We start from the raw sequence: 23900 nt of genomic DNA, 5'->3' as shown, positions 1-23900 counted from the left end.
GACTCCACCGCGTGGCCAAGGTGACGCGGGACGATGTGGCACGACTTGCGGGAACGTCTACCGCGGTCGTGAGCTATGTCATCAACAACGGACCCCGGCCGGTCGCCCCGGCCACGCGCGAGCGTGTCCTCGCAGCGATCAAGGAGCTGGGCTACCGACCGGACCGGGTCGCGCAGGCCATGGCCTCGCGGCGCACCGACCTCATAGGCATGATCGTCCCGGACGCCCGTCAGCCGTTCTTCGCGGAGATGGCGCACGCGGTCGAACAGGCCGCCGCCGAGCGCGGAAAGATGGTCCTGGTCGGCAACTCCGACTACCGGGACGAGCGCGAGGTGCACTACCTGCGCGCGTTCCTCGGCATGCGGGTCTCCGGGCTGATCCTGGTCAGCCAGGGCATGAGCGAGCGCGCCGCCTCCGAGATCGAGGCGTGGGACGCACGGGTCGTGCTCCTGCACGAGCGCCCCGAGGCCATCGACGACGTCGCCGTCGTCACCGATGACATCGGCGGCGCCCAGCTCGCCACCCGGCACCTGCTGGAGCACGGCCACGAGTACGTCGCCTGCATCGGCGGCGTCGAGAACACCCCGTCCGTCGGCGACCCGGTCGCCGACCACGTCGAGGGCTGGCGGCGCGCCATGCAGGAGGCGGGCCGCTCGATCGAGGGCCGGCTCTTCGAGGCCCCGTACAACCGCTACGACGCCTACCGGGTCGCCCTGGAGGTCCTGGCCGGACCCCAGCGCCCCCCGGCGATCTTCTGCGCCACCGACGACCAGGCCATCGGGGTGCTGCGCGCCGCCCGCGAGCTGCGGATCGACGTGCCCGGGGAGCTGGCCGTCGCCGGCTTCGACGACGTGAAGGAAGCCGGGCTGACGGACCCGCCGCTGACCACGGTCGCCTCGGACCGCCCGGCGATGGCCCGCGCCGCGGTCGACCTCGTCCTGGACGACGCGCTGCGCGTCGCGGGCTCCCGGCGCGAGCGGCTCAAGCAGTTCCCCTCGGCGCTGGTGATCCGCCGCTCCTGCGGCTGCCGCTGATCCGCCCGCCCGGCGCCTCGTCCCGGGCTTCCGTCCCGGGCTTCCGTCCCGGGCCTTATATCGGGCATACGCGGTTCTGTCGGGCTTCTCAGCGGGGACTCAGGAAGCTCTCATGATCCCGGCCCAGAGTCATACCCATGACCGACAGCTTCCGCCGCGAAGGCGACCCGCAGGAGAACGGCCCCCACCAGGACGCGCCCTTCGGCGAGGCCTGGCAGCAGGGTCACGACCGACTGGCGCACGACGCCCGGGCCACCGGCGGGGCCGGTGCGTACCCGCCGCCGCCCGTCCACCCCCCGACCACGCCCGGAGCGCCGTACGCGGCCCCCGCCCCCGGCTGGTTCGAGGCGCACCAGCCGCAGCCCCCGGTCCCCGGGGACGTCCACGGAGCGACCGCCCCCTCGGCCGGGCACGCCCGCCCCCGGCGTTCCTTCGCCCTGATCGCCGCCGTCGCCATCGCGGCGGCCATCATCGGCGGCGGCACCTCCGCCGGGATCCAGCAGTACCTCAGCCACCGCGGCGGCAGTGACGGCGGCGTCACCGGCTCCAACGTCTCGCAGTCCAACATCGGCACCGTCTCCGGCGTCGCCGAGCAGGTCAGCCCCTCCGTCGTACGGATCGACACGACGACCGCCGCGGGCCAGGGCACCGGCTCCGGCATCGTCGTCACCTCCGACGGCGAGATCGTCACCAACAACCACGTCGTCAGCGGCGCCACCGAGGTCCAGGTGACGATGAGCGACGGCAAGAAGTACAAGGCGAAGGTCGTCGGCACCGACCCCGACAAGGACCTCGCCCTGATCAAGCTGGAGGGCGCGAGCGGCCTCAAGGCGGCCAAGTTCGGCAACTCCGACAACCTCAAGGTCGGCGACCAGGTCGTCGCCATCGGCTCCCCGGACCGCCTCACCGGCACCGTCACCAGCGGCATCGTCTCGGCCCTGAACCGCGACGTGAACGTGCCCAAGTCGGAGCAGCAGTCCCCGCAGAACCAGCGACAGCAGCAGGGCGGGGGCGGCGGCGGCTGGCCGTTCTCCTACGACGGCCGCCAGTTCAACGGCAACACCGGCCAGAACACCACCTCGTACAAGGCCATCCAGACGGACGCCTCCCTCAACCCCGGCAACTCCGGCGGCGCGCTCGTCAACATGAACGGCGAGATCGTCGGGATGCCCTCCGCGATCTACTCCCCCTCCAGCGACAGCTCCGGCGCGGGCAGCGTCGGCCTCGGCTTCGCCATCCCGGTCAACACCATCAAGGGCGACCTCGACTCCCTGCGCAAGGGCGGCGCCGGGGGCGGCGACAGCGGCAACGGCGGGAACAGCAGCGGCACCGGAAACGGCTTCGGCACCTCCTACTGACCCCGGTCGGCGCCGCCCACCGTGGCAGGCTGGAACACGATCGGACAGCAGGCCGCCGTCCCACCGACCCGAGACTTGGGGAACCAACGATGAATCCCGCCGAAGGCGAAGCGCGCGTACTCGTCGTGGACGACGAACCGGCCGTCCGCGAGGCCCTGCGCCGCAGCCTCGCCTTCGAGGGATACGGCACCGAGACCGCCGTCGACGGCCTCGATGCCCTCGACAAGGCCGCCGCCTACGCCCCGGACCTGATCGTCCTGGACATCCAGATGCCCCGGATGGACGGCCTGACGGCGGCCCGGCGGCTGCGCGCCGCCGGATCCGTCACCCCGATCCTGATGCTGACCGCCCGCGACACCGTCGGCGACCGCGTCACCGGCCTCGACGCGGGCGCCGACGACTACCTCGTCAAGCCGTTCGAGCTGGACGAGCTGTTCGCCCGGGTCCGCGCCCTGCTGCGGCGCAGCTCGTACGCCGCCCCCGCGGGCTCCGCGGACGCCGCCGAGGACGTACTGACCTTCGGCGACCTGCGCATGGACCTGGCCACCCGCGAGGTGACCCGGGCCGGGCGGGCCGTCGAGCTGACCCGCACCGAGTTCACCCTGCTGGAGATGTTCCTCGCGCACCCGCGCCAGGTCCTCACCCGCGAGCAGATCCTCAAGGCCGTCTGGGGCTTCGACTTCGAACCCAGCTCCAACTCGCTGGACGTGTACGTGATGTACCTGCGCCGCAAGACCGAGGCGGGCGGCGAGCCCCGCCTCGTGCACACCGTCCGCGGGGTCGGCTACGTCCTGCGCGCCACCGTCTCCGGTGACAGCGGCGGGCCCGAATGAGCCCGGCCGCCAAATTCCGCGGGCTGCCGCTGCGTTCGCGGCTGGCCCTGCTCGTCGCCGTCGCCGTGGCCCTGGCCGTGGCGGCGGTCGCGGGCGTGTCCTGGATCATGGTCCGCGCCCAGCTCACCGACCAGCTCGACCGCTCCCTGATGTCCACGAACGTCAGCGGACAGGTGCTCAGGTCCTTCCGGGAGGGCAGCTGCGTGGTGCGGCCGCCCGAGCCCACGCAGCAGATCGCGGGGAACCTGAACGCGACCGTGCAGATCGTCCTCGCCGACGGCACCCGGTGCTGGCTGGGCGGACTGGGCAACCTCCCCGTCACCAAGGACGACCGTGCGGTCGCGGGCGACGCGGGGGCCCGGCCGATCCTGCACGACGTGACGACCCCGGACGGCGTGGACATGCGCGTCTACACGATCCAGGGCAACCCCGGCGGAGCCGCCTTCGCCGTCTCCATCGCCAAACCGCTCTCCGACATCGACAAGCCGCTGTCCACCCTGGCCTGGGTGCTGCTGCTGGTCGCCGGGGTCGGCGTGGTCGGCGCGGGCGCGGCCGGGCTGTGGGTGGCCCGTACCGGCCTGCGGCCCGTCGACGAACTGACCGGCGTGGTCGAGCACATCGCCCACACCGAGGACCTCACCGTCCGCATCCCCGACACCGGGGACGACGAGATCGCCCGGCTCTCGCGCTCCTTCAACTCGATGACCAGCGCGCTCGCCTCCTCCCGCGACCGGCAGGCCCAGCTGATCGCCGACGCGGGCCACGAGCTGCGAACCCCGCTCACCTCGCTGCGCACGAACATCGAGCTGCTGGCCCGCAGCGAGGACACCGGCCGGGCCATCCCGCCGCAGGACCGCAAGGAGCTGCTCGCCTCGGTCAAGGCCCAGATGACCGAGCTGGCCTCCCTCATCGGCGACCTCCAGGAACTCTCCCGCCCCGACGCGGCGGCGCCCGGCCCGCTCCAGGTCGTCGCCCTGCACGAGATCGCGGGCAGCGCCCTGTCCCGGGCCCGGCTGCGCGGCCCCGAGCTGACCTTCACGGCCGAGCTGGAGCCCTGGTACGTCCGCGGCGAAGCCCCCGCCCTGGAGCGGGCCCTGGTCAACATCCTGGACAACGCGGTGAAGTTCAGCCCGCCCGGCGGCGCGGTCGAGATCGCGCTGCGCGGCGGCGAGCTGACCGTGCGGGACCACGGGCCCGGCATCCCCGCCGAGGACCTCCCGCACGTCTTCGACCGCTTCTGGCGCTCCCCGTCGGCCCGGGCCCTGCCCGGCAGCGGACTGGGCCTGTCCATCGTGGCCCGTACGGTGCAGCGCACCGGCGGCACCGCCGAGCTGCGGGCGGCGCCCGGCGGCGGGCCGGGCGCCGAAGCGGTGCTGCGCTTCCCGGGCGCGCCGGCCCCGCCGCCGCGGTTCCCCTCGGACGAGGAGGACCCGTACGCCCCTCGCGACGGGAGCGGCTCAGGCGGGATTGTGACGGATCAGTGAACCGACCAGTCCGGAGCGGGTGTTGGGGAAGTCCATCGGGACGATCCCCAGCCCGGTCCGGCCGACCAGCTCGCCGCCGTCCACGAAGGACTGCACCTGCGGGTTGAGCCGGTCGGAGTTCCAGCGGGGCGGGAGGGCCGCCGCCGTGCTCGTGTAGTTCATGAAGAACCTGCCGGGCTGCTGGACGGACTTGCGGAACTGGGCCTCGATCTTGCCGCGCTTGGCGAAGGGCTCGGCCATGTAGTCGTCCTGGATGTCGAAGACCGACCCGTCCCCGTAGCGCAGGCCCGGCAGCCCGCCGTTGTCGGCGAGCAGGACCACCTTGCCGCGGGCCTGGCCGAGCGAGCCGGGCAGCGCGTCGGCGATCCGGAACAGCGGCCGCCAGCCGCGGTGGTCGAGGTAGTCGTCGAAGACGGCGCGGAAGGTTGCGTCGCTCTCCTCGGAGTACTCCTGCTTGACGCGCATCAGCACGGTCTCGCTGGGGTGCGCGGCCAGGAAGTTCCAGCAGGCCACGAGCACGTCCCCGAACATCAGGTTCTGGAAGTACGCGGCGTGGTGGATCGCGAAGGAGCCGCCGGTGACCCGGCAGCGCACGTCGAGGAAGCGGATCCCGGAGTCGAGCTGCTCGGCTATGGAGGTGTTCTGGCAGGCGACGTACAGGCCGCCCTGGCGGGCGCCCGAGTCGTGGGTGCCGGGGATCGTCATCCGCTGGAAGGGGGTGGAGTCGGGGACCCCGGCCATCCAGTCCTGCGTCCCGAGCGCACCGAGCGTCTTCGCCGAGGCCGTCGGCGCGCTCAGGCCGGTGACCGCCACGCCCGCCGCCACCGCGGCCGCCCCGGCCAGGAACCCCCGCCGGTCCATTGCCCATCCCTCGCTCATGCCCATGCCCGCCCCTTCGCCGACCCAGTGGTGGCCCGGATTATGGCCTGCGGAGCCTGGCATTACTACCCACGGGTAGGCACCAAAGGGGCCCGGACACACGGAAGGGGCGGCGGACCAACGGCCCACCGCCCCCTCTCAGTTGCTCACACCCGCTACTGGACGACCGTGATCCGGTCCGCCACCGGCGGCGCCAGCGGAGCCGTCGCCGAGGAGTGGTTCGCCAGGTAGGCGTTGAAGCAGTCCAGGTCGGACGCGCCCACCAGCTTGTTCTTGTGCTCCTTCAGGACGGTGAAGCCGTCACCGCCGCCCGCGAGGAACTCGTTCATCGCGACCCGGTAGGTCTTGGCCGGGTCGATGGCCGCGCCGTTCAGCTTGACCGAGTCCACGACGATCCGGTCCGCGCCCGTCTTCGTCGTGTCGAGGGTGTAGGTCAGCCCCTTGGAGATCTGCAGGATCTTCGGGTTCGGGCCGTTCACCGGACCGCTGACCTGCTGCTGGAGCGCGGTGATGAGCTGCGCGCCGGTCAGGTCCACGACGTTCATCATGTTGGTGAAGGGCTGCACGGTGTACGACTCGCCGTACGTCACCACCCCGTCGCCCTCGGCGCCCGAAGCCTTGTAGGCCAGGTCCGCGCGGATGCCGCCCGGGTTCATGATGGCCAGCTGCGCACCGCCCTTGTCGGCCGGGGCCAGCGCCTCCAGCTGCGCGTCGGCGATCACGTCACCGAGCGGCTTCTCGAACTTCTCCGAGCCGCGGCCCGCGATGTCCGCCGAGATGAAGCCCTGCGGGCGGCCGGCGATCGGCGCCGCGAGGGTGTTCCAGCGCTGGATCAGCTCGCTCATGTCCGCGGCCTTGGCCTGGTCGCGGGAGACGATCTTGTTGACCGGCTTGGGCGCGAGGAGCGGCGTACGGACGATGTCCTTGGTCTGCCGGTCGTAGGTCAGCGTGGTGTCCGTGAACACGCGGCCGTAGGAGGCGGCCGAGGTGACCATGCGCGGGTTGCCCGCCGGGTCGGGGATGTTGCACGCGTACGCCTGGTGCGTGTGGCCGGTCACCAGGGCGTCGACCTTCGGGTCCACGTTCTTGGCGATGTCCACGATCGCGCCCGAGATGCCCGCGCCCGCGCCCGGGGTGTTGCAGTCGTAGTTGTAGGCGCCGCTAGCGGGCAGGCCGCCCTCGTGGATCAGCGCGACGATCGACTTGACGCCCTGCTTGTTCAGCTCGTCGGCGTACTTGTTGATCGTCTCGACCTCGTCACCGAACTTGAGGCCCTTGACCCCATCGGCCGTCACGACGTCCGGGGTGCCCTCCAGGGTGACGCCGATGAAACCGATCTTCACGTCCCCCTTCTTCCAGATGAAGGTGGGAGACATCAGCGGACGCTTGGTCTTCTCGTCCGTCACGTTCGCCGCGAGGTACTTGAACTCGGCGCCCGTGAATTCCTTGCCCTGCTCGTAGCAGCCGTCGACCGGGTGGCAGCCGCCGTACGCCATGCGGCGCAGCTCGGTCTTGCCCTCGTCGAACTCGTGGTTGCCGACGCTGGTGACGTCCAGGCCGAGCTTGTTCATCGCTTCGATGGTCGGCTCGTCGTGGAAGAGCCCCGACAGCAGCGGGCTCGCGCCGATCATGTCACCGGCGGCGGCGGTGACGGAGTACTCGTGCCCCTTGCGGGCCTCGCGCAGGCTGGTGGCGAGGTACTCGACACCGCCCGCCGGTATGGCCTTGGTGCTGCCGTCCGCCTGACGCTCGCTCACGTTGCCCGAGGAGCCCTGCGGGGGCTCCAGCGTGCCGTGGAAGTCGTTGAAGGACAGCATCTGCACGTCGACGGTCCGGCCCGGGCCGGCACCGTGGCCACTGGCGGCCCCGGCCGGGAGGGCGGCGGCGACCATGGCACCCGCCCCCGCGGTGAGGGCGAGGGCGGCGAAGGTCAACCGGCGGGCTCGGCGGTGCCGTTGTGGCGTCGCTGACATGTAGTCCCCTTTTGGACAGCGATGTGAACTGGGAGGTCGGCCGCAGCCTATGGTCAACGCGCGTAGCACGACAGGGGGTAACGGGTTTCGAGCCGGTTACGCGCAGGCGTTCCGCGTGTGCTTTCGCTCACCCGGACCTCGTAGTCTCGTCGCATGACTGACGCAGCAGCGGCCCTGGAGCCGGGACGGCAGATTGAGACCCTCGACGAACTGACGGAGGAACAGGCCGACGCCGTACTTGCGCTGATCGAGGACGCAGCCCGTACGGACGGCACCACCGCCGTGTCCGAGCAGGGACGGCTCCAGCTGCGCGGCGGCCGCCGCGCCGGGATCCGGCACCTGCTGCTCACCGCGGACGGGCGGCTGACCGGATACGCGCAACTGGAGGACACCGACCCGGTGGAGGCGCCCGCCGCCGAACTCCTCGTGCACCCCGCGCTGCGCGGCCGCGGCCACGGCCGGGCGCTGGGCCAGGCCCTGCTCGCCGCCTCCGGCAAGCGGATCCGGGTGTGGGCGCACGGCGGCCGCTCCGCCGCCCGCCACCTCGCCCAGGTCCTCGGCCTGACCCTCTTCCGCGAGCTGCGCCAGCTCCGCCGCCCGCTCGGCCCGGATGCGGCCCCGCTGCCCGAGCCGGTCCTGCCCGCGGGGGTGACCGTACGCACCTTCGTGCCCGGCGCCGACGACGCGGCCTGGCTCGCGGCGAACGCGGCGGCCTTCGCCCACCACCCGGAGCAGGGCTCGCTGGTCCAGCGGGACCTCGACGACCGGATCGCGCAGCCCTGGTTCGACCCGAAGGGCTTCTTCCTCGCCGAACGCGACGGGCAGCTCGTCGGCTTCCACTGGACCAAGATCCACGCCGAGCAGCAGCTCGGCGAGGTGTACGTCCTCGGCGTCCGGCCCGGCGCCCAGGGCGGCGGCCTCGGCAAGGCGCTCACCGCCATCGGACTGCGCCATCTGGCCGCGTCCGGACTCCCCACCGCCATGCTCTACGTGGACGCCGACAACCCGGCGGCCCTCGCCGTCTACGAGGGCCTCGGCTTCGCCACCCACGAGGTGGACCTGATGTACCGCACCGAGAGCTGACCGGCCCGCGGAGCCGTCCCGGGGCGGCCGCGGAGCCGTCCCGGGGCGCGCCCGCGCGCGTCCCGGGCGCCCGGTACCACCTTTGCCACCAGCCGCACCCTGGATGCCACACGCCATTAACCGGGCATTCAGACGCGCTTGCGACTCTCCGCTCATGCAGCCTGGACTTCGACCACTCGCGGACGCCTCCGACGCGCCTGTCCTTCCGCGTGCGCGGAAGAATGGAGTCATGAGCCACAAGCCCGGCGTCAGCCCCACCGAGGTCCCCGTCCAGCACTCCCAGGCCGAGCGGCACGCACGACTGGGGTCCATAGCCGCGCACCGGCCGCACGTGGACCTCGAACCCGACCTCGACGCGGATCTCGACGCGTACGAGTTCAAGGACGACGGCGAGCTGCCCGCCGGACGCTTCCTCGACCGCGAGCGCAGCTGGCTCGCCTTCAACGAGCGGGTGCTCGAACTCGCCGAGGACCCGGCGACCCCGCTCCTGGAGCGCGCCAACTTCCTCGCGATCTTCGCGAGCAACCTCGACGAGTTCTTCATGGTCCGGGTGGCCGGCCTCAAACGGCGCATCGCGACCGGCGTCGCCACCCGTTCGGCCTCCGGCCTCCAGCCCCGTGAGGTCCTCGACCTCATCTGGACCCGCTCGCGCGAACTCATGGCCCGCCACGCCGCCTGCTACCAGCAGGACGTGGCCCCCCAGCTCGCCGAAGAGGGCATCCACCTCATCCGCTGGCACGACCTCACCGAGAAGGAGCAGGCGCGCCTCTTCACCCTGTTCCGCAACCAGATCTTCCCGGTGCTCACCCCGCTGGCCGTGGACCCCGCGCACCCCTTCCCGTACATCTCCGGGCTCTCGCTCAACCTCGCCGTCGTCGTCCGCAACCCCGTCAGCGGCCACCGCCACTTCGCGCGCGTCAAGATCCCGCCGCTCCTCTCCCGCTTCCTGGAAGCCTCCCCGCAGCGCTACGTCCCGCTGGAGGACGTCATCGCCGCGCACCTGGAGGAGCTGTTCCCCGGCATGGAGGTGCTCGCGCAGCACAAGTTCCGGGTGACCCGCAACGAGGACCTGGAAGTGGAGGAGGACGACGCCGAGAACCTCCTCCAGGCCCTGGAGAAGGAACTCATGCGGCGCCGCTTCGGCCCGCCCGTGCGCCTGGAGGTCGAGGAGTCCATCGACGCGGGCGTACTGGACCTGCTCGTCCAGGAGCTGAAGATCTCCGCGGCCGAGGTGTACCCGCTGCCCGGGCCGCTCGACCTCACCGGGCTCTTCGGCGTGGCCTCGCTGGACCGGCCCGAGCTGAAGTACCCCAAGTTCATCGCCGGGACCCACCGCGACCTCGCCGAGGTCGAATCGGCCTCGGCGCCGGACATCTTCGCCGCCCTGCGCGAACGCGACGTGCTCCTGCACCACCCGTACGACTCGTTCTCCACCTCCGTGCAGGCCTTCCTGGAGCAGGCCGCGGCCGACCCGGACGTCCTCGCGATCAAGCAGACGCTGTACCGGACCTCCGGCGACTCCCCGATCGTCGACGCCCTCATAGACGCCGCCGAATCCGGCAAGCAGGTCCTCGTACTCGTCGAGATCAAGGCCCGCTTCGACGAGCAGGCCAACATCAAATGGGCGCGCAAGCTGGAGGAGTCCGGCTGCCACGTCGTCTACGGCCTGGTCGGCCTCAAGACGCACTGCAAGCTCTCCCTCGTGGTCCGCCAGGAAGGCGAGACGCTGCGCCGCTACGCGCACGTCGGCACCGGCAACTACCACCCCAAGACCGCCCGGCTCTACGAGGACCTCGGCCTGCTCACCGCGGACCCGCAGGTCGGCGCGGACCTCTCCGACCTCTTCAACCGGCTGTCCGGCTACTCGCGCCGCGAGACCTACCGCCGGCTGCTGACCGCACCCAAATCGCTGCGCGACGGCCTGGTCTCCCGCATCGACAAGGAGACCGCCCACGCGAAGGCGGGCCGCCCGGCCTACGTGCGGCTCAAGCTCAATTCGATCGTCGACGAGGCCCTGATCGACGCGCTCTACCGGGCCTCGCAGGCGGGCGTACCGGTGGACATCTGGGTGCGCGGCATCTGCGCCGTGCGCCCCGGCGTCACCGGGCTCTCGGAGAACATCCGGGTCCGCTCCATCCTCGGCCGCTTCCTCGAACACTCCCGGGTCTTCGCCTTCGCCAACGGCGGCGAACCCGAGGTGTTCATCGGCAGCGCCGACATGATGCACCGCAACCTCGACCGCCGCATCGAGGCCCTGGTCAGAGTCACCGACCCGGCCCACCGCGCGGCCCTGGACCGGCTGCTGGAGACCGGCATGTCCGATGCCACCTCCTCCTGGCACCTGGGGCCGGACGGGGACTGGACCCGGCACTGCACGGATGCCGAGGGGCAGCCGCTGCGGCACGTACAGGAGATGCTCATAGACGCCCGGAGGCGCCGGCGTGGCTCAGCAAAACCATGACCTGACAGCGGGTACGGCGACGGCGGGCGATGTCCTCGGCGCCTATCTGCGCTCGCAGGCCACCGCTTTCCTGCGCGGGCTGCGCCTGCACGAGGCGAGCGGGGCCGACGCGGACGGGGGAAGCGAAGCGGCGCGCGGCCTGCGGGGGGCCGCGCGCCGCATCGGGGGATCCCTGGCCACCTTCCGCTCGGTCACCGAAACCTCCTGGGCGGACGGCCTGCGCACCGAACTGGTGTGGCTGTCCTCGACCCTGGCCGACGAACACGCCTACGGGGCCCGGCTGACCCGGCTCCTGGACGCGCTGCACCGGCTGTCGGGCGCCCCGGAGGTCCCCGCGCCGCGCGGCGCGTCCGGCGCGGGCGCGCTCACCGTGGGCTCGGCCCGCGCGGCCGCCCTGCTGGAACGCCAGCTGACCCTGGCCCGTACGAGGGCCCACACGGCCACCCTCCAGGCGCTCGGGTCGTCCCGCTTCCACGCGGTCGCCGACGCGGTGGCCGTCCTGGCCTCCGAGGTCCCGCTGAACGCGGTGGCCGCGCGGGGCGCCGTCGCGGACGTCCTGGTCCCCCTGGCCGCCCTGGCCGAGTCCCGGCTGACCTCTGCCGTGACGGCCCTCCCCCTGACCCGGGCCGCCCGGCCGTACAACGCCGACGCGCTCATCGACAACTCGCACCAGGACGCGCCCTGGCACGAGGTACGCCGCCTGCTGCGCGTGCACCGCTACGCGCGGGAGGCTCTCGGCGAGGACGTGACCCGGCTCGCGGCGGCGTGCGAAGCCCTGGACCGGCACCGGGACGCGGCCGAAGCCGCGGCCGCCTCCGCGACGGCCGCCCGCACCCCCCGCATCGCCCCCGCCACCGCCTACGCCCTGGGCGTCCTCCACGCCGACCAACGCCACGAGGTGGAAGCCTCCCGCTTCACCTTCCACCACCTCTGGCTCCCCACCCCGGTCTAACCCGGCATTCCAGCCCCACCGGCGTCCGAGCCGCCCCAACCTCGGCCAAACCCAGCCCCACCGGCGTCCGAGCCGCAGCCACCTCCAGCCTCGCCGGCGTTTGAGGCGCCCCAACCTCGGCCAAACCCAGCCCCACCGGCGTCCGGGCCGCAGCCACCTCCAGCCTCGCCGGCGTTTGAGGCGCCCCCGGAGGGCCCACGGGCCGCAGCGCCCCACCGGACCGACGGACCACGGTCCAAGCACAGACGCCGGGTGCGACCCTCATGCCCTCCGGGGGCGCCTCAAACGCCGGCGAGGCTGGGTTTGGCTGCGGGTTGGCCCGGCCCGGCCGCGAGGCGGGGTTTGGCTGCGGGTTGGCCCAGCCCGGCTCGCGAGGCCGGGTTTGGCGGGTTGGCCCCGCCCGGCTCGCGAGGCGGGGTTTGGCTGCGCCCAGCCGGGCTCGCGAGGCCGGGTTCGGCTGCGCCCAGCCCGGCTCGCGAGGCCGGGTTGGGCTGCGCCCGGCCCGGCTCGCGAGGCCGGGTTCGGCTGCGCCCGGCCCGCAGGGCGGAGGAGATCCGGGCCGGAATGGCCACGCCCCGGCAGGGGCGAATTCCGGCCACCCCCGGGCGCGGGGGTCCGTACCCCCACGGCACCGCCCCGGAAACCGTCACGGCACAATAACGGCAAGGTAACGGCCCGATACCCCCCGGCAACGGCGCAGCCCCCCGCACCATGCCGTCCGCCACGGTTCACCGTCCGTTCACCCACCCCCGTCGGCCGCTTCACCTGATCTGCCTAATTTCGGAACTGCACGGTGCGGGTCGCACGCCACTGGCCACGGCCCCCCGAGCAACCACGTAGTCCTCTTCGCACGCCGCCCCGATACAGAAAGCGGCCGGCGGCTTCTGGAAGGAACACCCGAAAGTGAAGCTTCAGCGCAACAACCGGCTTCGTGCCTCCGTGCTCGGTGCGCTCGTCGTGTCCGGTGCCCTGGTCCTCACGGCGTGCGGCTCGGACAACAACACCACCAAGGACAACGGCTCCGGCACGGCGAAGCCGTCCGCCCCGGCCCCGGGCGACGTCAAGTGCGACGACGCCAAGGGCCAGCTCCTCGCTTCCGGCTCCTCCGCCCAGAAGAACGCGGTCGACCTGTGGGTGAAGAACTACATGGCCGCCTGCTCCGGCGTCGAGGTCAACTACAAGTCGATCTCCTCCGGTGAGGGCATCGTCGCCTTCAACCAGGGCACCGTCGGTTTCGCCGGTTCGGACTCCCCGCTGAAGCCCGCCCAGGTCGAGGACTCGAAGAAGGTCTGCACCGGCGGCCAGGGCATCAACCTGCCCATGGTCGGCGGCCCGATCGCCATCGGCTTCAACGTCGCCGGCGTCGACAAGCTGACCCTGGACGCTCCCACCATCGCCGCGATCTTCAACGACAAGATCAAGAAGTGGGACGACGAGGCGATCAAGAAGCTGAACCCGGGCGTCACGCTTCCCTCCACCGCCATCCAGGCCTTCCACCGGTCAGACGACTCGGGCACCACCGAGAACTTCACCAAGTACCTCAAGACCGCCGCCCCCGACGCGTGGAGCTACGAGCCGGCGAAGAAGTGGGCCGCTCCGGGCGGCCAGGCCGCGGGCAGCTCGTCCGACGTCGCCGCCCAGGTGAAGGCCGCCGACGGCGCGATCGGCTACTTCGAGCTCTCCTACGCCAGCTCGCAGAACATCAAGACGGTCGACGTGAACACGGGCGCCGCCGCCCCGGTCAAGGCCACCGGTGAGAACGCCTCCAAGGCCATCGCCGCCGCCAAGGTCGTCGGCACCGGTTCCGACCTGTCGCTGAAGCTGGACTACGCGACCAAGGCCGACGGCGCCTACCCGATCGTCCTGGTCACCTACGAGATCGTCTGCGACAAGGGCAACAAGCCCGCGACGCTGAAGACCGTGCAGTCCTTCCTGAACTACACCGCCTCGGACGCGGGCCAGAAGCTCCTCACGGACAACGGCTACGCGCCGATCCCGGCCGAGATCAACGCCAAGGTGCGCGAAGTCATCAAGTCGCTCGCCTGACCCTGATCCCCGCGGTACCGGCTCCTCCCCCGTCCGGGAGGGGCCGGTACCCGGGGCCCTCCCCTCCACCCAGGGGAATCCGGTGCACCGCCGCCAGGGGGCTCGCCCCCCACACAGACCGGAAAGACCATGGCTTCCACCACACCCACCCAGATAGACCCGGCTCCGCCGGTCTCCAAGAGCGGAAGGTCCACCGGCCGCGCCGGTGACAAGATCTTCGCGGGGCTCTCCCAGGGCTCCGGCATCCTGCTCCTGGTGATCATGGCGTCGATAGCCGCCTTCCTCACCTACCGCGCGTCGATCGCCCTCTCGGACAACAAGGGGAACTTCCTCACCACGTTCGACTGGGACCCTTCGGCCACGCCCCCCGTCTTCGGCATCGCCGTCCTGCTCTTCGGCACCGTCGTCAGCTCGGTCATCGCGATGGCCATCGCGGTTCCGATCGCCGTCGGCATCGCCCTCTTCATCTCGCACTACGCGCCGCGCAAGCTGGCCGGTCCGATCGCCTACGTCGTCGACCTGCTGGCCGCCGTGCCGTCGATCGTCTACGGCATCTGGGGCGCCCTCGTCCTGGTCCCCTACCTCGGCGGGCTGAACCTCTGGCTCGACGAGTACTTCGGCTGGACCTACATCTTCGAGAAGACCCAGGTCGGCGTCGCCCGCTCGATCTTCACCGTCGGCATCCTGCTCGCGATCATGATCCTGCCGATCGTGACCAGCGTCAGCCGCGAGGTCTTCCTTCAGGTCCCGCGCATGAACGAGGAAGCCGCCCTGGCCCTCGGCGCGACGCGCTGGGAAGTCATCCGGCTGTCGGTCCTGCCCTTCGGCCGCTCCGGCATCATCTCCGCCTCGATGCTGGGCCTCGGCCGCGCGCTCGGCGAGACCATGGCCGTGGCGACCGTACTCTCCCCGAGCTTCCTCATCTCCGGTCACCTGCTGAACCCGGGCGGCGGAACCTTCGCGCAGAACATCGCCGCGAAGTTCGGCGAGGCCAACGAGTTCGGCCGGGACGCGCTGATCGCCTCCGGTCTGGTGCTCTTCCTCCTGACCCTGCTGGTCAACGGCGCCGCACGCCTGATCATCGCCCGTCGCAAGGACTTCTCGGGGGCGAACGCCTGATGAGCCACGTACTCCAGGACCAGCGCCCCACCCGGGCCCGCAAGTCCGTCGCCCCGGCCAGCCTCACCCGCGGTGGTCTGCCCCGCTGGGCCCCGGCCGGCATCGCGCTCCTCTCGGTGGCCCTCGGCTGCGGCATCGGCGCCGTCTTCGGCCTCTCCAGCAAGACCCAGTGGGGCCTGATCGCCGCCCTGCTGTTCGTGGTCATCACGTACACCGCGAGCGCGGTCATCGAGAACCGCCGCCAGGCCAAGGACCGGATCGCGACCTCGGTCGTCTGGGTCTGCTTCGTCCTCGCGGTCGTCCCGCTGGTCTCCCTGCTGTGGACGACGATCGCCCGCGGCATGAAGGCGCTCACGCCCGACTTCCTGAGCCACTCGATGAACGGCGTGACCAGCTTCGAGCAGGGCGGCGGCGTCTACCACGCACTGCTCGGCACGATGGAGCAGGTCGGCCTGGCCACCGCGATCTCGGCCCCCATCGGCCTGCTGACCGCGGTCTACCTGGTCGAGTACGGCCGGGGCCCGCTCGCCAAGATCGTGACCTTCTTCGTCGACGTCATGACCGGCATCCCGTCCATCGTCGCGGGTCTGTTCATCCTGACGACCTGGAACCTGATCCTCGGCTTCGGCCCCTCCGGCTTCGCCGGTTCGCTGGCCCTGTCGATCCTGATGATGCCGGTCGTGGTCCGCTCCACCGAGGAAATGCTCAAGCTCGTCCCGAACGAGCTGCGCGAGGCCGCCCTGGCCCTCGGTGTGCCGAAGTGGCGCATGATCCTCAAGGTGGTCCTCCCCACCGCCATCGGCGGCATCTCCACGGGTGTCATGCTGGCCGTGGCCCGCATCGCCGGTGAGACCGCCCCGATCATGCTGCTGGTCTTCGGTTCGCAGCTGATCAACGGCAACCCCTTCGAAGGCGCGCAGTCCTCGCTCCCCCTGTACATCTGGGAGCAGTACAAGGTCGGCAGTGAAGCCTCCTACGACCGGGCCTGGGCCGCTGCCCTCGTCCTGATCGCCTTCGTCATGATCCTCAATCTGGTGGCCCGCGGCATCGCCCGCTGGAAGGCCCCGAAGACCGGTCGCTGACGCGATCATGAAAGCGAAGTGACCCCCTCATGGCCAAGCGCATCGATGTCAGCGGCCTCTCCGCCTTCTACGGCAACCACAAGGCCATCGACGACATCTCCATGACCGTCGAGCCCCGCTCCGTGACGGCCTTCATCGGCCCCTCCGGCTGCGGCAAGTCCACCTTCCTGCGCACCCTGAACCGCATGCACGAGGTCACCCCCGGTGGCCGCGTCGAGGGCAAGGTGCTGCTGGACGACGAGAACCTGTACGGCCCCGGCGTCGACCCGGTCGCGGTCCGCCGCACGGTCGGCATGGTCTTCCAGCGCCCGAACCCCTTCCCCACCATGTCGATCTTCGACAACGTGGCGGCGGGCCTGCGGCTGAACGGCAGCTTCAAGAAGTCCGAGCTGACCGACATCGTCGAGAAGTCCCTCCAGGGCGCCAACCTCTGGAACGAGGTCAAGGACCGCCTGAACAAGCCCGGCTCCGGCCTCTCCGGCGGCCAGCAGCAGCGTCTGTGCATCGCCCGCGCCATCGCGGTCGAGCCCCAGGTCCTGCTGATGGACGAGCCCTGCTCGGCCCTCGACCCGATCTCCACCCTCGCCATCGAGGACCTGGTCGGCGAGCTGAAGGAGCGCTTCACGATCGTCATCGTGACGCACAACATGCAGCAGGCGGCCCGCGTCTCGGACCGCACCGCGTTCTTCAACCTCGCGGCGGTCGGCCAGCCCGGCAAGCTCGTCGAGATCGACGACACGGACCGGATCTTCTCCAACCCGTCCGTCCAGGCCACCGAGGACTACATCTCGGGCCGCTTCGGATAAACCCCGCGAGGGGCGGGCCCGCAAGGGCCCCCACACACGTCCTGCGGTGCTGCATGGCGGTGCCACCGCAAGGCGAAAGAAAAAGAGGGCCGGCTCCCCCTGGGTGGGGGGAGCCGGCCCACTTTCGTTGCCGCTTTTCGTTACCGCTTTCGTTTACCTCTAGCCGAGGGCGAGGTCCACGACCCAGAAGCTCATCGCCGCGACCAGCGCCGCGGCCGGCATGGTGATGAACCAGCCCAGGATGATGTTCTTGGCGACGCCCCAGCGGACCGCGTTGACCCGCTTGGTCGCACCCACACCCATGATCGCCGAGGTGATCACGTGGGTGGTGGAGATCGGCGCCTGGTACAGGTAGGACGCGGTGTACATGATCGAGGCGCCGGTGGTCTCGGCAGCGAAGCCCTGCGGCGGGTCCAGCTCGATGATCTTGCGGCCGAGGGTGCGCATGATCCGCCAGCCACCCGCGTACGTACCGAGCGAGAGCATCACGGCACACGCGATCTTGACCCACACGGGGATGGGGTCGCCGGCCTTCTCGACATCGGCGATGACCAGGGCCATCACCACGATGCCCATCGTCTTCTGCGCGTCCTGGAGACCGTGGCCCAGCGCCATGGCGGCCGCCGAGACGGTCTGGGCGATCCGGAAGCCGCGCTTGGCCTTGTGCGGGTTGGACCTGCGGAACATCCACATGATCGCGACCATCACCAGATAGCCCACGATCAGGCCGACGACGGGCGAGAGGAACATCGGGATGACGACCTTCTCCAGCACCCCGTGCCAGATGACGCCGATCCCGCCCGCGAGCGCCGCGCCGACCATGCCGCCGAAGAGCGCGTGCGAGGAGGACGACGGCAGGCCGAAGTACCACGTGACCAGGTTCCACACGATCGCGCCGACCAGCGCCGAGAAGAGGATCCACATCCCCCGGGTCCCGTGGGGCGTCTCGATGAGCCCCTTGCTGACCGTCTTGGCCACTCCGCTGCCCAGGAAGGCACCGGCGAGGTTCATCACCGCGGCCATCGCGAGGGCGGCGCGCGGCGTCAGCGCCCGCGTCGAGACCGAGGTCGCGATCGCGTTCGCCGAGTCGTGGAAGCCGTTGGTGTAGGTGAAGCCGAGCGCGACACCGATGGTCACGATCAGCGCAAAGGTGTCCACGAGGTTCAGGACTCCTTGACCGCGATGGTCTCCACCGTGTTCGCGACGTGCTCGAACGCGTCGGCGGCCTCTTCAAGCACGTCGACGATCTGCTTGAGCTTGAGCACCTCCATGGCGTCGTACTTGCCGTTGAAGAGGTGGGCGAGCAGCTTGCGGTGGATCTGGTCGGCCTGGTTCTCCAGCCGGTTGACCTCGATCCAGTACTCGGTGAGGTTCTCCATCGTCCGCAGGTGGGGCATGGCCTCGGCGGTCAGCTCGGCCGCCCGCGCCAGCACCTCGATCTGCTGCTCGACGCCCTTGGGGAGCTCCTCCACCTGGTAGAGGACGACCAGGTCGACCGCCTCTTCCATGAAGTCCATGATGTCGTCGAGGCAGGACGCGAGGTTGTAGATGTCCTCGCGGTCGAAGGGCGTAATGAAGGAGGAGTTCAGCTGGTGGAAGATCGCGTGGGTGGCATCGTCCCCCGCGTGCTCCGCCGCCCGCATCCGCTCCGCGATCTCGGCCCGCGCGGACGAGTCCGCCCCGAGCAGTTCCATCAGGAGCTTCGAGCCCGTGACGATGTTGTCCGCGGAGGCGGCGAACATGTCGTAGAAGCTCGTCTCCCTGGGGGTCAGACGAAATCGCACGTGAGGTCCTCGGGGTGCATTGGATTCGGTCAGGCTGATGCTAGGCGCATCCTCCAGCCACGGCTAACCGGCGGTTCCCCAGTGTCCTCCATCAGGCAGAGTGAGCGGTACGGACCCCTGCCACCGCGCGTGGCGGCCGGTACCCTATACCCATGAGGGGTATGTACACCCCATGGCCCTCATGACGGAACACGGACCACGGGAGGACGCATGACGACCACCGAGGCAGCGGCGGCCGGGCCCGCGCAGGGCGACAGCCCCGGCGCCCCCGCCGTACACGGCTACCACCACCAGAAGGACGAACACCTCAAGCGCCTGCGCCGGATCGAGGGCCAGATCCGCGGCCTGCAACGGCTCGTGGACGAGGACGTCTACTGCATCGACATACTCACGCAGGTCTCGGCCAGCACGAAGGCCCTCCAGTCCTTCGCGCTGCAGCTGCTCGAAGAGCACCTGCGCCACTGCGTCGCCGACGCGGCGGTCAAGGGCGGCACCGAGATCGACGCCAAGGTCGAGGAAGCGACGAAGGCCATCGCCCGCCTACTGCGCACCTGACCCCCACCCCCGTATCTACGGGCAGCAGATCGCGCCGAGCACCTCATCGATCCGGTCCTGGCTGAGCCGCTCCTCGGCGGCGGCGGAAGCCGCGATGATCAGCTCACCGCACAGCTCGATCTCGGCGAGCGCCACGTGGTCCTGCACCGTCGTACCGCCTGCGGGAGTCACGCGTGTCACCTCTATCTGCCGCCATCGGGCATCGGACTGCTCCGCTCCCAGCGTAGGGAGCGCAGCTCGCTGCGCACATGACACGGATGGACCATTTCCGGATACCCGGCGATGGCCCGGTCGCCGCGTCCCGGACCACCGCACCGGCTACTCGGCGATCTTCCCGGCGAAAATGTCCCCGCTTGCGGGGAGAACGACCGTCACCGGAGCGCCGAAGCCGTAGAGCAGCGTGGTCGAGGAGACATCGATCACGCCATTGTTGACATAGCTGAAGCGGTGCCGGACCTTCCGCAGCCGCCCCTCGTGATCCAGGTACGCGTCGAAGGGCACGGCGTCGTTGCTGAACCCTTTCGCCGCCGCCTCCAGCGCCCCCCGCACGTCCGGCGAGGCGCTCCGCGCGGCCCGCCCGATGTCCGTGGTGCCCTGGTAGTGGCGGACCTTCGTCCCCGACAGGTCCGTCTCACCGACGTACGTGACCCCCTGCGCCCCGCGCAGCAGCTCGGCGGCGGTGATCGGATCGGTGGCCCCGCCGGTGACGAGGTTCCCGTCCGCGAGGGTCGTCGTGTCGACCCGGACCCACTTGTCGGCGGGCACTCCGGCGCCCCGGTTCTTCATGTACAGAGCGCCGGGAGTGAGCAGCTCCGTAATGGGCCGATGCCCCGGCTTGCCGGTCACATCGGCCGGGAGCATCACCAGCAGCTGGCCCATCCGCTTCTTGAAGTCGACCCCGCCCTCGCCCCGGATGGTGATCCGGGTACCGCCGGTGGCCATCTCCATCGCCGTACGGGCCTGGGCGCTGCCGCTGCGGGTCAGCGCGTCGGCGGCGCCGCGCACGGCCGCCGTGGGATCACCGGGTGGCCTCGCGTCAGCGCCCGCAGGCGCCCCTTCCGGACCACCACACCCGCCGATCGCCACCATGGCCGCCACGGCCACGGCCGCAGCCCCCCGCCGCCTGTGCTGGTGCACCACCATCGCCTGCCAACCCCCAACGCATGAACGCTGCTTGCCCGAGGCCCCCACCCGCTCCGGTTAACGAGACCCCGGGTTCCCCGTCACGGCCCACGGCCCTCCCGCCCCCGCACCGGCCCGGGTACCGTGGTGCCGTGGACCCGCACCCCTTGGCGCCCGTCGTCCCTCCGCTTCCGGCCGTCCCGGCCCAGGCACAGCCGGACGGTCACACCATCACCACCTCGGAACGCGGCTCGTTCTGCCTGGCCAGCTGCACCTGCGGCTGGCGCGGCCCAGCCCGCCGCTCAAGAGACCTGGCCCGCAAAGACGCCACCGCCCACCTGACGGGCTAGCCCACCGAACCCCATCCAGCCCCGCCGAGCCCCATCCAGCCCCGCCGGCGTTTGAGGCGAAGGCCCCGCAGGGGCCCATCCAGCCCCGCCGGGCACCATCCAGCCTCGCCGAGCCCTATCCAGCCTCGCCGAGCCCAATCCAGCCCCGCCGAGCCCAATCCAGCCCCGCCGGCGTTTGAGGCGCGGGGCCCGGGGCAGCGCCCCGGCACACCCACCCGCACCCGCACCCCAGCCCCGCGGGCACCCTCCAGCCCCGCCGAGCCCCATCCAGCCCCGCCGAGCCCCATCCAGCCTCGCCGGCGTTTGAGGCGCGGGGTCCGGGGCGGCGCCCCGGCACACCCACCCGCACCCGCCCACCGGCCCCGGCCCCGGCCCCCACACCGCCCCCCGCCCCCCCCATTCGGACGACCCCACTGGCCGAACCACCCGCAACCGGATGCCCTGGAGGGAAACCCCTCTCCAGAGCGGAGCCCCCGTGCGCGGAAGACCACCGGTACGACGACCCCGCGGCCGTACGACCCCCCGCGCCGCACCCCTCGCCTGGGCGGCCCTGCTCCTCGTCCTGACCCCACCCCCGGCCCCGGCCTGGGCGAAGCCCGTACACGCTCCGGCCTGGGCGAAGCCGGTCGGCACGGCGGACGGCCCGGGCGACGTGGCCCTGGCCATCGGGGTGACCTCCGCCGCGGCCGCGGCGACCGGCCTGTGGCTGCGCTCGCGCCACCGCCGCGAGGAAACCGACCCCGAGCCCCACCACCACCGCGGCGACGGCGGCGGCGGCCCATGACCCACCCCGAACCCACCCCCCGAACCCGAACCCGCACGCGCACCCGCACCCGCCCCGCCGCAGTCCGCCTCTGCTTCGCCGGCGCGGCACTGTGCCTGCTCTCAGCGGTCCTGCTCACGCTCTGGAACTCGTACGCCCCCGGCTGACAAGCCGCATCCGGCAGACCAGCCAGCCAGCCGGCAGCGTGCCCAGCGCGAGGACGTAAGACTCAGGCCGCCAGATCACTGTCCCGCGGATGCCCACCCGGCGGCGTCTGCGCATGCGGAAGGTCCAGCGCCCGGGGCACGCCGTGCCCCTTCGCCCGGACGATCCACCCCACGCGCGCCGACGAGGCCACCGCCCGCACCACCGGCCCGAGCAGCGCCATCGCGAGCGGCGCGAGCAGCAGCACCACCGCCGTGCCGAGCGCGAGGCCGCCGATGACGTCGGTGGGGTAGTGGACGCCCATGTACACGCGGCAGAACCCCTCGGCCAGCGCGAGCCCGATCCCGATCAGCCCGAGCCTGCGGTTCGCGATGAAGACGCCGACGGCGAGCGCCATCGTCAGGGTGGCGTGGTCGCTGACGAAGGAGAAGTCGCCGCCCTTCCCCGAGACCAGCACCTCCAGCCCCTCGTGCTGGCGGAACGGCCGCGGCCGGGCGACGAACTCACGCAGCGGCACGTTCACGAGCAGCGCGATCCCGGCGGCGAGCGGCGCCCACACCAGCGCGGTGAACGCCTCGGCCGCACCGGGCCCGTCCTGCCTGCGGGCCCCGCGCCAGCACCACAGCACGAGCAGCACCATGGCGAGCGGCAGCCCGTATTCGCCGACGAGCGCGACGATCCGGTCGACCTGTTCGGGGGCGCGGCGGGCGAGGCCGTTGATGTCGTACAGCAGGCTGACATCCACATTCGGCCCACCGGTCGTGAGTCCAGCCATGGCGACGCGGCCCCTTGCCTTGGTTCCCCTGAGGACACACCCCTGTGTGCGCCCCTTCGACCCCCGTGATCAACGCGTGTGATCAACCCCCGTGTCCATGGAACGCCCGTTCTGGCGGCTACGTTCCACTCTCCACCGAATGATCACTCCAACGTTACCCAAGAGTGACTCATCGTCGCAGCTCAGGGCCTGCGCTTAACGGAGAGTCAGCAGAGCGGCGGACGAGCGCCACCGCCCCCGCTTAGGAGGTCTTCGCACCCGTGCCGGCGGCCGCACCCGCGCCCGCGTCCCGCACCGGCGAGGCCTCCGCGCCGTCCTTGGTCACCCGGGTCGCCCCGAAGTAGTCCGGACTGTCGATCTTGTCGAAGCGGATCACGGCCCCGGTGTACGGAGCGTTGATCATGTACCCGCCGCCCACATACAGCCCGACGTGGTGGATCTCCCGCGAGTTCGTCAGATCGTTGGAAAAGAACACCAGGTCACCGGGGAGCAGTTCGCTCCGCGAAGGGTGCGGACCCGCGTTGTACTGGTCGTTCGCCACGCGCGGCAGATCGATCCCCACCGTCTTGTACGCCGCCACCGTCAGCCCCGAGCAGTCGAACCGCCCGTCCTGGTCGGGCGTACCGTTGCCGCCCCACAGGTACGGCGTCCCCAGCTGCTTCTGCGCGAAGTAGATGGCCCCGGCGGCCTGTTGCGAAGGCGCCACCCGCCCGACCGGCTTCGCGAAGCTCAGCGCCAGGGTCGTGATCGTCTTCACGTACCCCTGCGTCTCCTTGTACGGCGGCACGCCCTGGTACTTGATGACCGCGTACGCCCCCGCGTTGTAGGCGGCCAGCATGTTCGACGCCGCGTCGCCCGGCACCCCCGCGACGTCCTTGGACAGCTCGCAGTCGTACGAAGCCGCCGACGGGATCGCGTCGTTGGGATCCCAGATGTCCCGGTCCCCGTCACCGTCCCCGTCGATCCCGTGCCCCGCCCAGGTCCCCGGGATGAACTGCGCGATCCCCCGCGCGTCCGCCGGACTGACCGCCTGCGGGTTCCAGCCGCTCTCCGAGTAGAGCTGCGCCGCCAGCAGCGGCGGACTGATCGCGGCGCACAGATTGCCCCACTTCTGCACCAGGTCCTGGTACTTCGCCGGCACGGCGCCCGGGGCCAGCCCCACGCGCCCGCCCACGCCACCGGGACCACCCAGCCCCGCCGCCGCCGAGTACGTCCCCACGACGAGCAGCATGACGAAGGTCAGGCACACCCCGACCCCGATCCCGCCCACCATCCA

Annotated in this window: 22 protein-coding genes; 14 read left to right on the top strand and 8 right to left on the bottom strand. The window is 71.2% G+C overall.

Annotated elements, in window-relative coordinates; genetic code table 11:
• Positions 1 to 11 precede the first annotated feature (11 nt).
• The 4 genes from OHS33_RS19615 (at position 12) to OHS33_RS19600 (ending at position 4709) form a co-directional block, all read left to right on the top strand.
• Positions 12 to 1034 (top strand): LacI family DNA-binding transcriptional regulator, encoded by a 1023-nt coding sequence (locus tag OHS33_RS19615; RefSeq protein ID WP_330331705.1) that lies wholly within the window; start codon positions 12 to 14, stop codon positions 1032 to 1034.
• 137 nt (positions 1035 to 1171) lie between these two features.
• Entirely contained in the window at positions 1172 to 2392 is a 1221-nt protein-coding gene (locus OHS33_RS19610; protein ID WP_330331704.1) for a S1C family serine protease, read from the top strand.
• Positions 2393 to 2481: 89 nt separating this feature from the next.
• The gene (locus OHS33_RS19605) at positions 2482 to 3225 is read left to right on the top strand and encodes a response regulator transcription factor (protein ID WP_330331703.1); all 744 of its coding nucleotides are present in this window, start codon (positions 2482 to 2484) and stop codon (positions 3223 to 3225) included.
• Positions 3222 to 4709 (top strand): sensor histidine kinase, encoded by a 1488-nt coding sequence (locus OHS33_RS19600; RefSeq protein ID WP_330331702.1) that lies wholly within the window; start codon positions 3222 to 3224, stop codon positions 4707 to 4709. Before OHS33_RS19605 ends, OHS33_RS19600 begins: the two co-directional genes overlap by 4 nt.
• Here OHS33_RS19600 and OHS33_RS19595 read toward each other — a convergent pair.
• Positions 4683 to 5594 carry a phosphatidylinositol-specific phospholipase C gene (locus tag OHS33_RS19595; RefSeq protein ID WP_330331701.1) on the bottom strand — a complete coding sequence of 304 codons (912 nt, stop codon included), beginning with the start codon at positions 5592 to 5594 and terminating at the stop codon, positions 4683 to 4685. The two genes, OHS33_RS19600 and OHS33_RS19595, sit on opposite strands and share 27 nt — an antisense overlap.
• Before the next feature lie 149 nt (positions 5595 to 5743).
• A complete protein-coding gene (locus tag OHS33_RS19590; protein WP_330331700.1) occupies positions 5744 to 7561 on the bottom strand; it encodes a bifunctional metallophosphatase/5'-nucleotidase in 1818 nt (605 codons plus the stop codon).
• 153 nt (positions 7562 to 7714) lie between these two features.
• On the opposite strand from OHS33_RS19590, the gene mshD reads away from it, so the two are divergent.
• The 7 genes from mshD to pstB all read left to right on the top strand — a co-directional run bounded on the left by mshD (position 7715) and on the right by pstB (position 17110).
• Positions 7715 to 8644: a mycothiol synthase gene (mshD, locus tag OHS33_RS19585; protein ID WP_330331699.1), complete on the top strand. Its 930-nt coding sequence runs from the start codon at positions 7715 to 7717 to the stop codon at positions 8642 to 8644.
• Between the two features lie 229 nt (positions 8645 to 8873).
• A complete protein-coding gene (locus OHS33_RS19580; protein ID WP_330331698.1) occupies positions 8874 to 11105 on the top strand; it encodes an RNA degradosome polyphosphate kinase in 2232 nt (743 codons plus the stop codon).
• Positions 11086 to 12057, top strand: a complete 972-nt coding sequence (locus OHS33_RS19575; protein ID WP_330331697.1) for a CHAD domain-containing protein — start codon at positions 11086 to 11088, stop codon at positions 12055 to 12057. The genes OHS33_RS19580 and OHS33_RS19575 overlap by 20 nt, the downstream gene beginning before the upstream one ends.
• Before the next feature lie 903 nt (positions 12058 to 12960).
• Entirely contained in the window at positions 12961 to 14103 is a 1143-nt protein-coding gene (pstS, locus tag OHS33_RS19570; RefSeq protein WP_330331696.1) for a phosphate ABC transporter substrate-binding protein PstS, read from the top strand.
• A gap of 129 nt (positions 14104 to 14232) precedes the next feature.
• Entirely contained in the window at positions 14233 to 15222 is a 990-nt protein-coding gene (gene pstC, locus OHS33_RS19565) for a phosphate ABC transporter permease subunit PstC (protein ID WP_330331695.1), read from the top strand.
• Positions 15222 to 16304 carry a phosphate ABC transporter permease PstA gene (gene pstA / locus OHS33_RS19560; RefSeq protein ID WP_330331694.1) on the top strand — a complete coding sequence of 361 codons (1083 nt, stop codon included), beginning with the start codon at positions 15222 to 15224 and terminating at the stop codon, positions 16302 to 16304. Before pstC ends, pstA begins: the two co-directional genes overlap by 1 nt.
• Before the next feature lie 29 nt (positions 16305 to 16333).
• Positions 16334 to 17110 carry a phosphate ABC transporter ATP-binding protein PstB gene (gene pstB, locus OHS33_RS19555; RefSeq protein WP_330331693.1) on the top strand — a complete coding sequence of 259 codons (777 nt, stop codon included), beginning with the start codon at positions 16334 to 16336 and terminating at the stop codon, positions 17108 to 17110.
• Positions 17111 to 17269: 159 nt separating this feature from the next.
• Here pstB and OHS33_RS19550 read toward each other — a convergent pair whose 3' ends face one another.
• A complete protein-coding gene (locus tag OHS33_RS19550; RefSeq protein ID WP_330331692.1) occupies positions 17270 to 18268 on the bottom strand; it encodes an inorganic phosphate transporter in 999 nt (332 codons plus the stop codon).
• Positions 18269 to 18273: 5 nt separating this feature from the next.
• Positions 18274 to 18894 (bottom strand): DUF47 domain-containing protein, encoded by a 621-nt coding sequence (locus tag OHS33_RS19545; protein ID WP_330331691.1) that lies wholly within the window; start codon positions 18892 to 18894, stop codon positions 18274 to 18276.
• A gap of 210 nt (positions 18895 to 19104) precedes the next feature.
• Here OHS33_RS19545 and OHS33_RS19540 point away from each other — a divergent pair, with 210 nt between their 5' ends.
• Positions 19105 to 19449, top strand: a complete 345-nt coding sequence (locus OHS33_RS19540; protein ID WP_330331690.1) for a metal-sensitive transcriptional regulator — start codon at positions 19105 to 19107, stop codon at positions 19447 to 19449.
• Between the two features lie 15 nt (positions 19450 to 19464).
• Here the strand turns inward: OHS33_RS19540 and OHS33_RS19535 are convergent, their stop codons facing one another.
• Both OHS33_RS19535 and OHS33_RS19530 read right to left on the bottom strand, forming a co-directional pair.
• Positions 19465 to 19620 (bottom strand): hypothetical protein, encoded by a 156-nt coding sequence (locus OHS33_RS19535; RefSeq protein ID WP_283457082.1) that lies wholly within the window; start codon positions 19618 to 19620, stop codon positions 19465 to 19467.
• Positions 19621 to 19767: 147 nt separating this feature from the next.
• Positions 19768 to 20592, bottom strand: coding sequence for a hypothetical protein (locus tag OHS33_RS19530; protein WP_330331689.1), 825 nt, complete (start codon positions 20590 to 20592; stop codon positions 19768 to 19770).
• 131 nt (positions 20593 to 20723) lie between these two features.
• On the opposite strand from OHS33_RS19530, the gene OHS33_RS19525 reads away from it, so the two are divergent.
• Together OHS33_RS19525 and OHS33_RS19520 are read left to right on the top strand one after the other, a co-directional pair.
• Positions 20724 to 20921 (top strand): hypothetical protein, encoded by a 198-nt coding sequence (locus tag OHS33_RS19525; protein ID WP_443065322.1) that lies wholly within the window; start codon positions 20724 to 20726, stop codon positions 20919 to 20921.
• A 475-nt stretch (positions 20922 to 21396) separates the two neighbouring features.
• Positions 21397 to 21705, top strand: a complete 309-nt coding sequence (locus OHS33_RS19520) for a hypothetical protein (protein WP_330331688.1) — start codon at positions 21397 to 21399, stop codon at positions 21703 to 21705.
• A 208-nt stretch (positions 21706 to 21913) separates the two neighbouring features.
• On the opposite strand, the gene OHS33_RS19515 is transcribed toward OHS33_RS19520, so the two are convergent.
• Positions 21914 to 22624, bottom strand: coding sequence for a phosphatase PAP2 family protein (locus OHS33_RS19515; RefSeq protein ID WP_330331687.1), 711 nt, complete (start codon positions 22622 to 22624; stop codon positions 21914 to 21916).
• Positions 22625 to 22865: 241 nt separating this feature from the next.
• On the bottom strand, positions 22866 to 23897 hold the full coding sequence (locus tag OHS33_RS19510) for a C40 family peptidase (protein WP_330335110.1): 1032 nt from the start codon (positions 23895 to 23897) through the stop codon (positions 22866 to 22868).
• Positions 23898 to 23900: the final 3 nt, after the last annotated feature.

Source organism: Streptomyces sp. NBC_00536, from assembly GCF_036346295.1.
GTDB lineage: Bacteria > Actinomycetota > Actinomycetes > Streptomycetales > Streptomycetaceae > Streptomyces.
Note: the sequence above shows the minus strand (reverse complement) of the source record. Positions and strands in the feature narration are given on the sequence as shown.

Bases quoted from the DNA above. Each gene is read 5' to 3' on its own strand.
- OHS33_RS19580 (WP_330331698.1), top strand. From the start codon at position 8,874: ATGAGCCACAAGCCCGGCGTCAGCCCCACCGAGGTCCCCGTCCAGCAC.
- OHS33_RS19530 (WP_330331689.1), bottom strand. From the start codon at position 20,592: ATGGTGGTGCACCAGCACAGGCGGCGGGGGGCTGCGGCCGTGGCCGTG.
- mshD (WP_330331699.1), top strand. From the start codon at position 7,715: ATGACTGACGCAGCAGCGGCCCTGGAGCCGGGACGGCAGATTGAGACC.
- OHS33_RS19590 (WP_330331700.1), bottom strand. From the start codon at position 7,561: ATGTCAGCGACGCCACAACGGCACCGCCGAGCCCGCCGGTTGACCTTC.
- OHS33_RS19515 (WP_330331687.1), bottom strand. From the start codon at position 22,624: ATGGCTGGACTCACGACCGGTGGGCCGAATGTGGATGTCAGCCTGCTG.
- OHS33_RS19605 (WP_330331703.1), top strand. From the start codon at position 2,482: ATGAATCCCGCCGAAGGCGAAGCGCGCGTACTCGTCGTGGACGACGAA.
- pstC (WP_330331695.1), top strand. From the start codon at position 14,233: ATGGCTTCCACCACACCCACCCAGATAGACCCGGCTCCGCCGGTCTCC.
- OHS33_RS19610 (WP_330331704.1), top strand. From the start codon at position 1,172: ATGACCGACAGCTTCCGCCGCGAAGGCGACCCGCAGGAGAACGGCCCC.
- OHS33_RS19540 (WP_330331690.1), top strand. From the start codon at position 19,105: ATGACGACCACCGAGGCAGCGGCGGCCGGGCCCGCGCAGGGCGACAGC.
- OHS33_RS19595 (WP_330331701.1), bottom strand. From the start codon at position 5,594: ATGGGCATGAGCGAGGGATGGGCAATGGACCGGCGGGGGTTCCTGGCC.
- pstA (WP_330331694.1), top strand. From the start codon at position 15,222: ATGAGCCACGTACTCCAGGACCAGCGCCCCACCCGGGCCCGCAAGTCC.
- OHS33_RS19600 (WP_330331702.1), top strand. From the start codon at position 3,222: ATGAGCCCGGCCGCCAAATTCCGCGGGCTGCCGCTGCGTTCGCGGCTG.
- OHS33_RS19510 (WP_330335110.1), bottom strand. From the start codon at position 23,897: ATGGTGGGCGGGATCGGGGTCGGGGTGTGCCTGACCTTCGTCATGCTG.
- pstB (WP_330331693.1), top strand. From the start codon at position 16,334: ATGGCCAAGCGCATCGATGTCAGCGGCCTCTCCGCCTTCTACGGCAAC.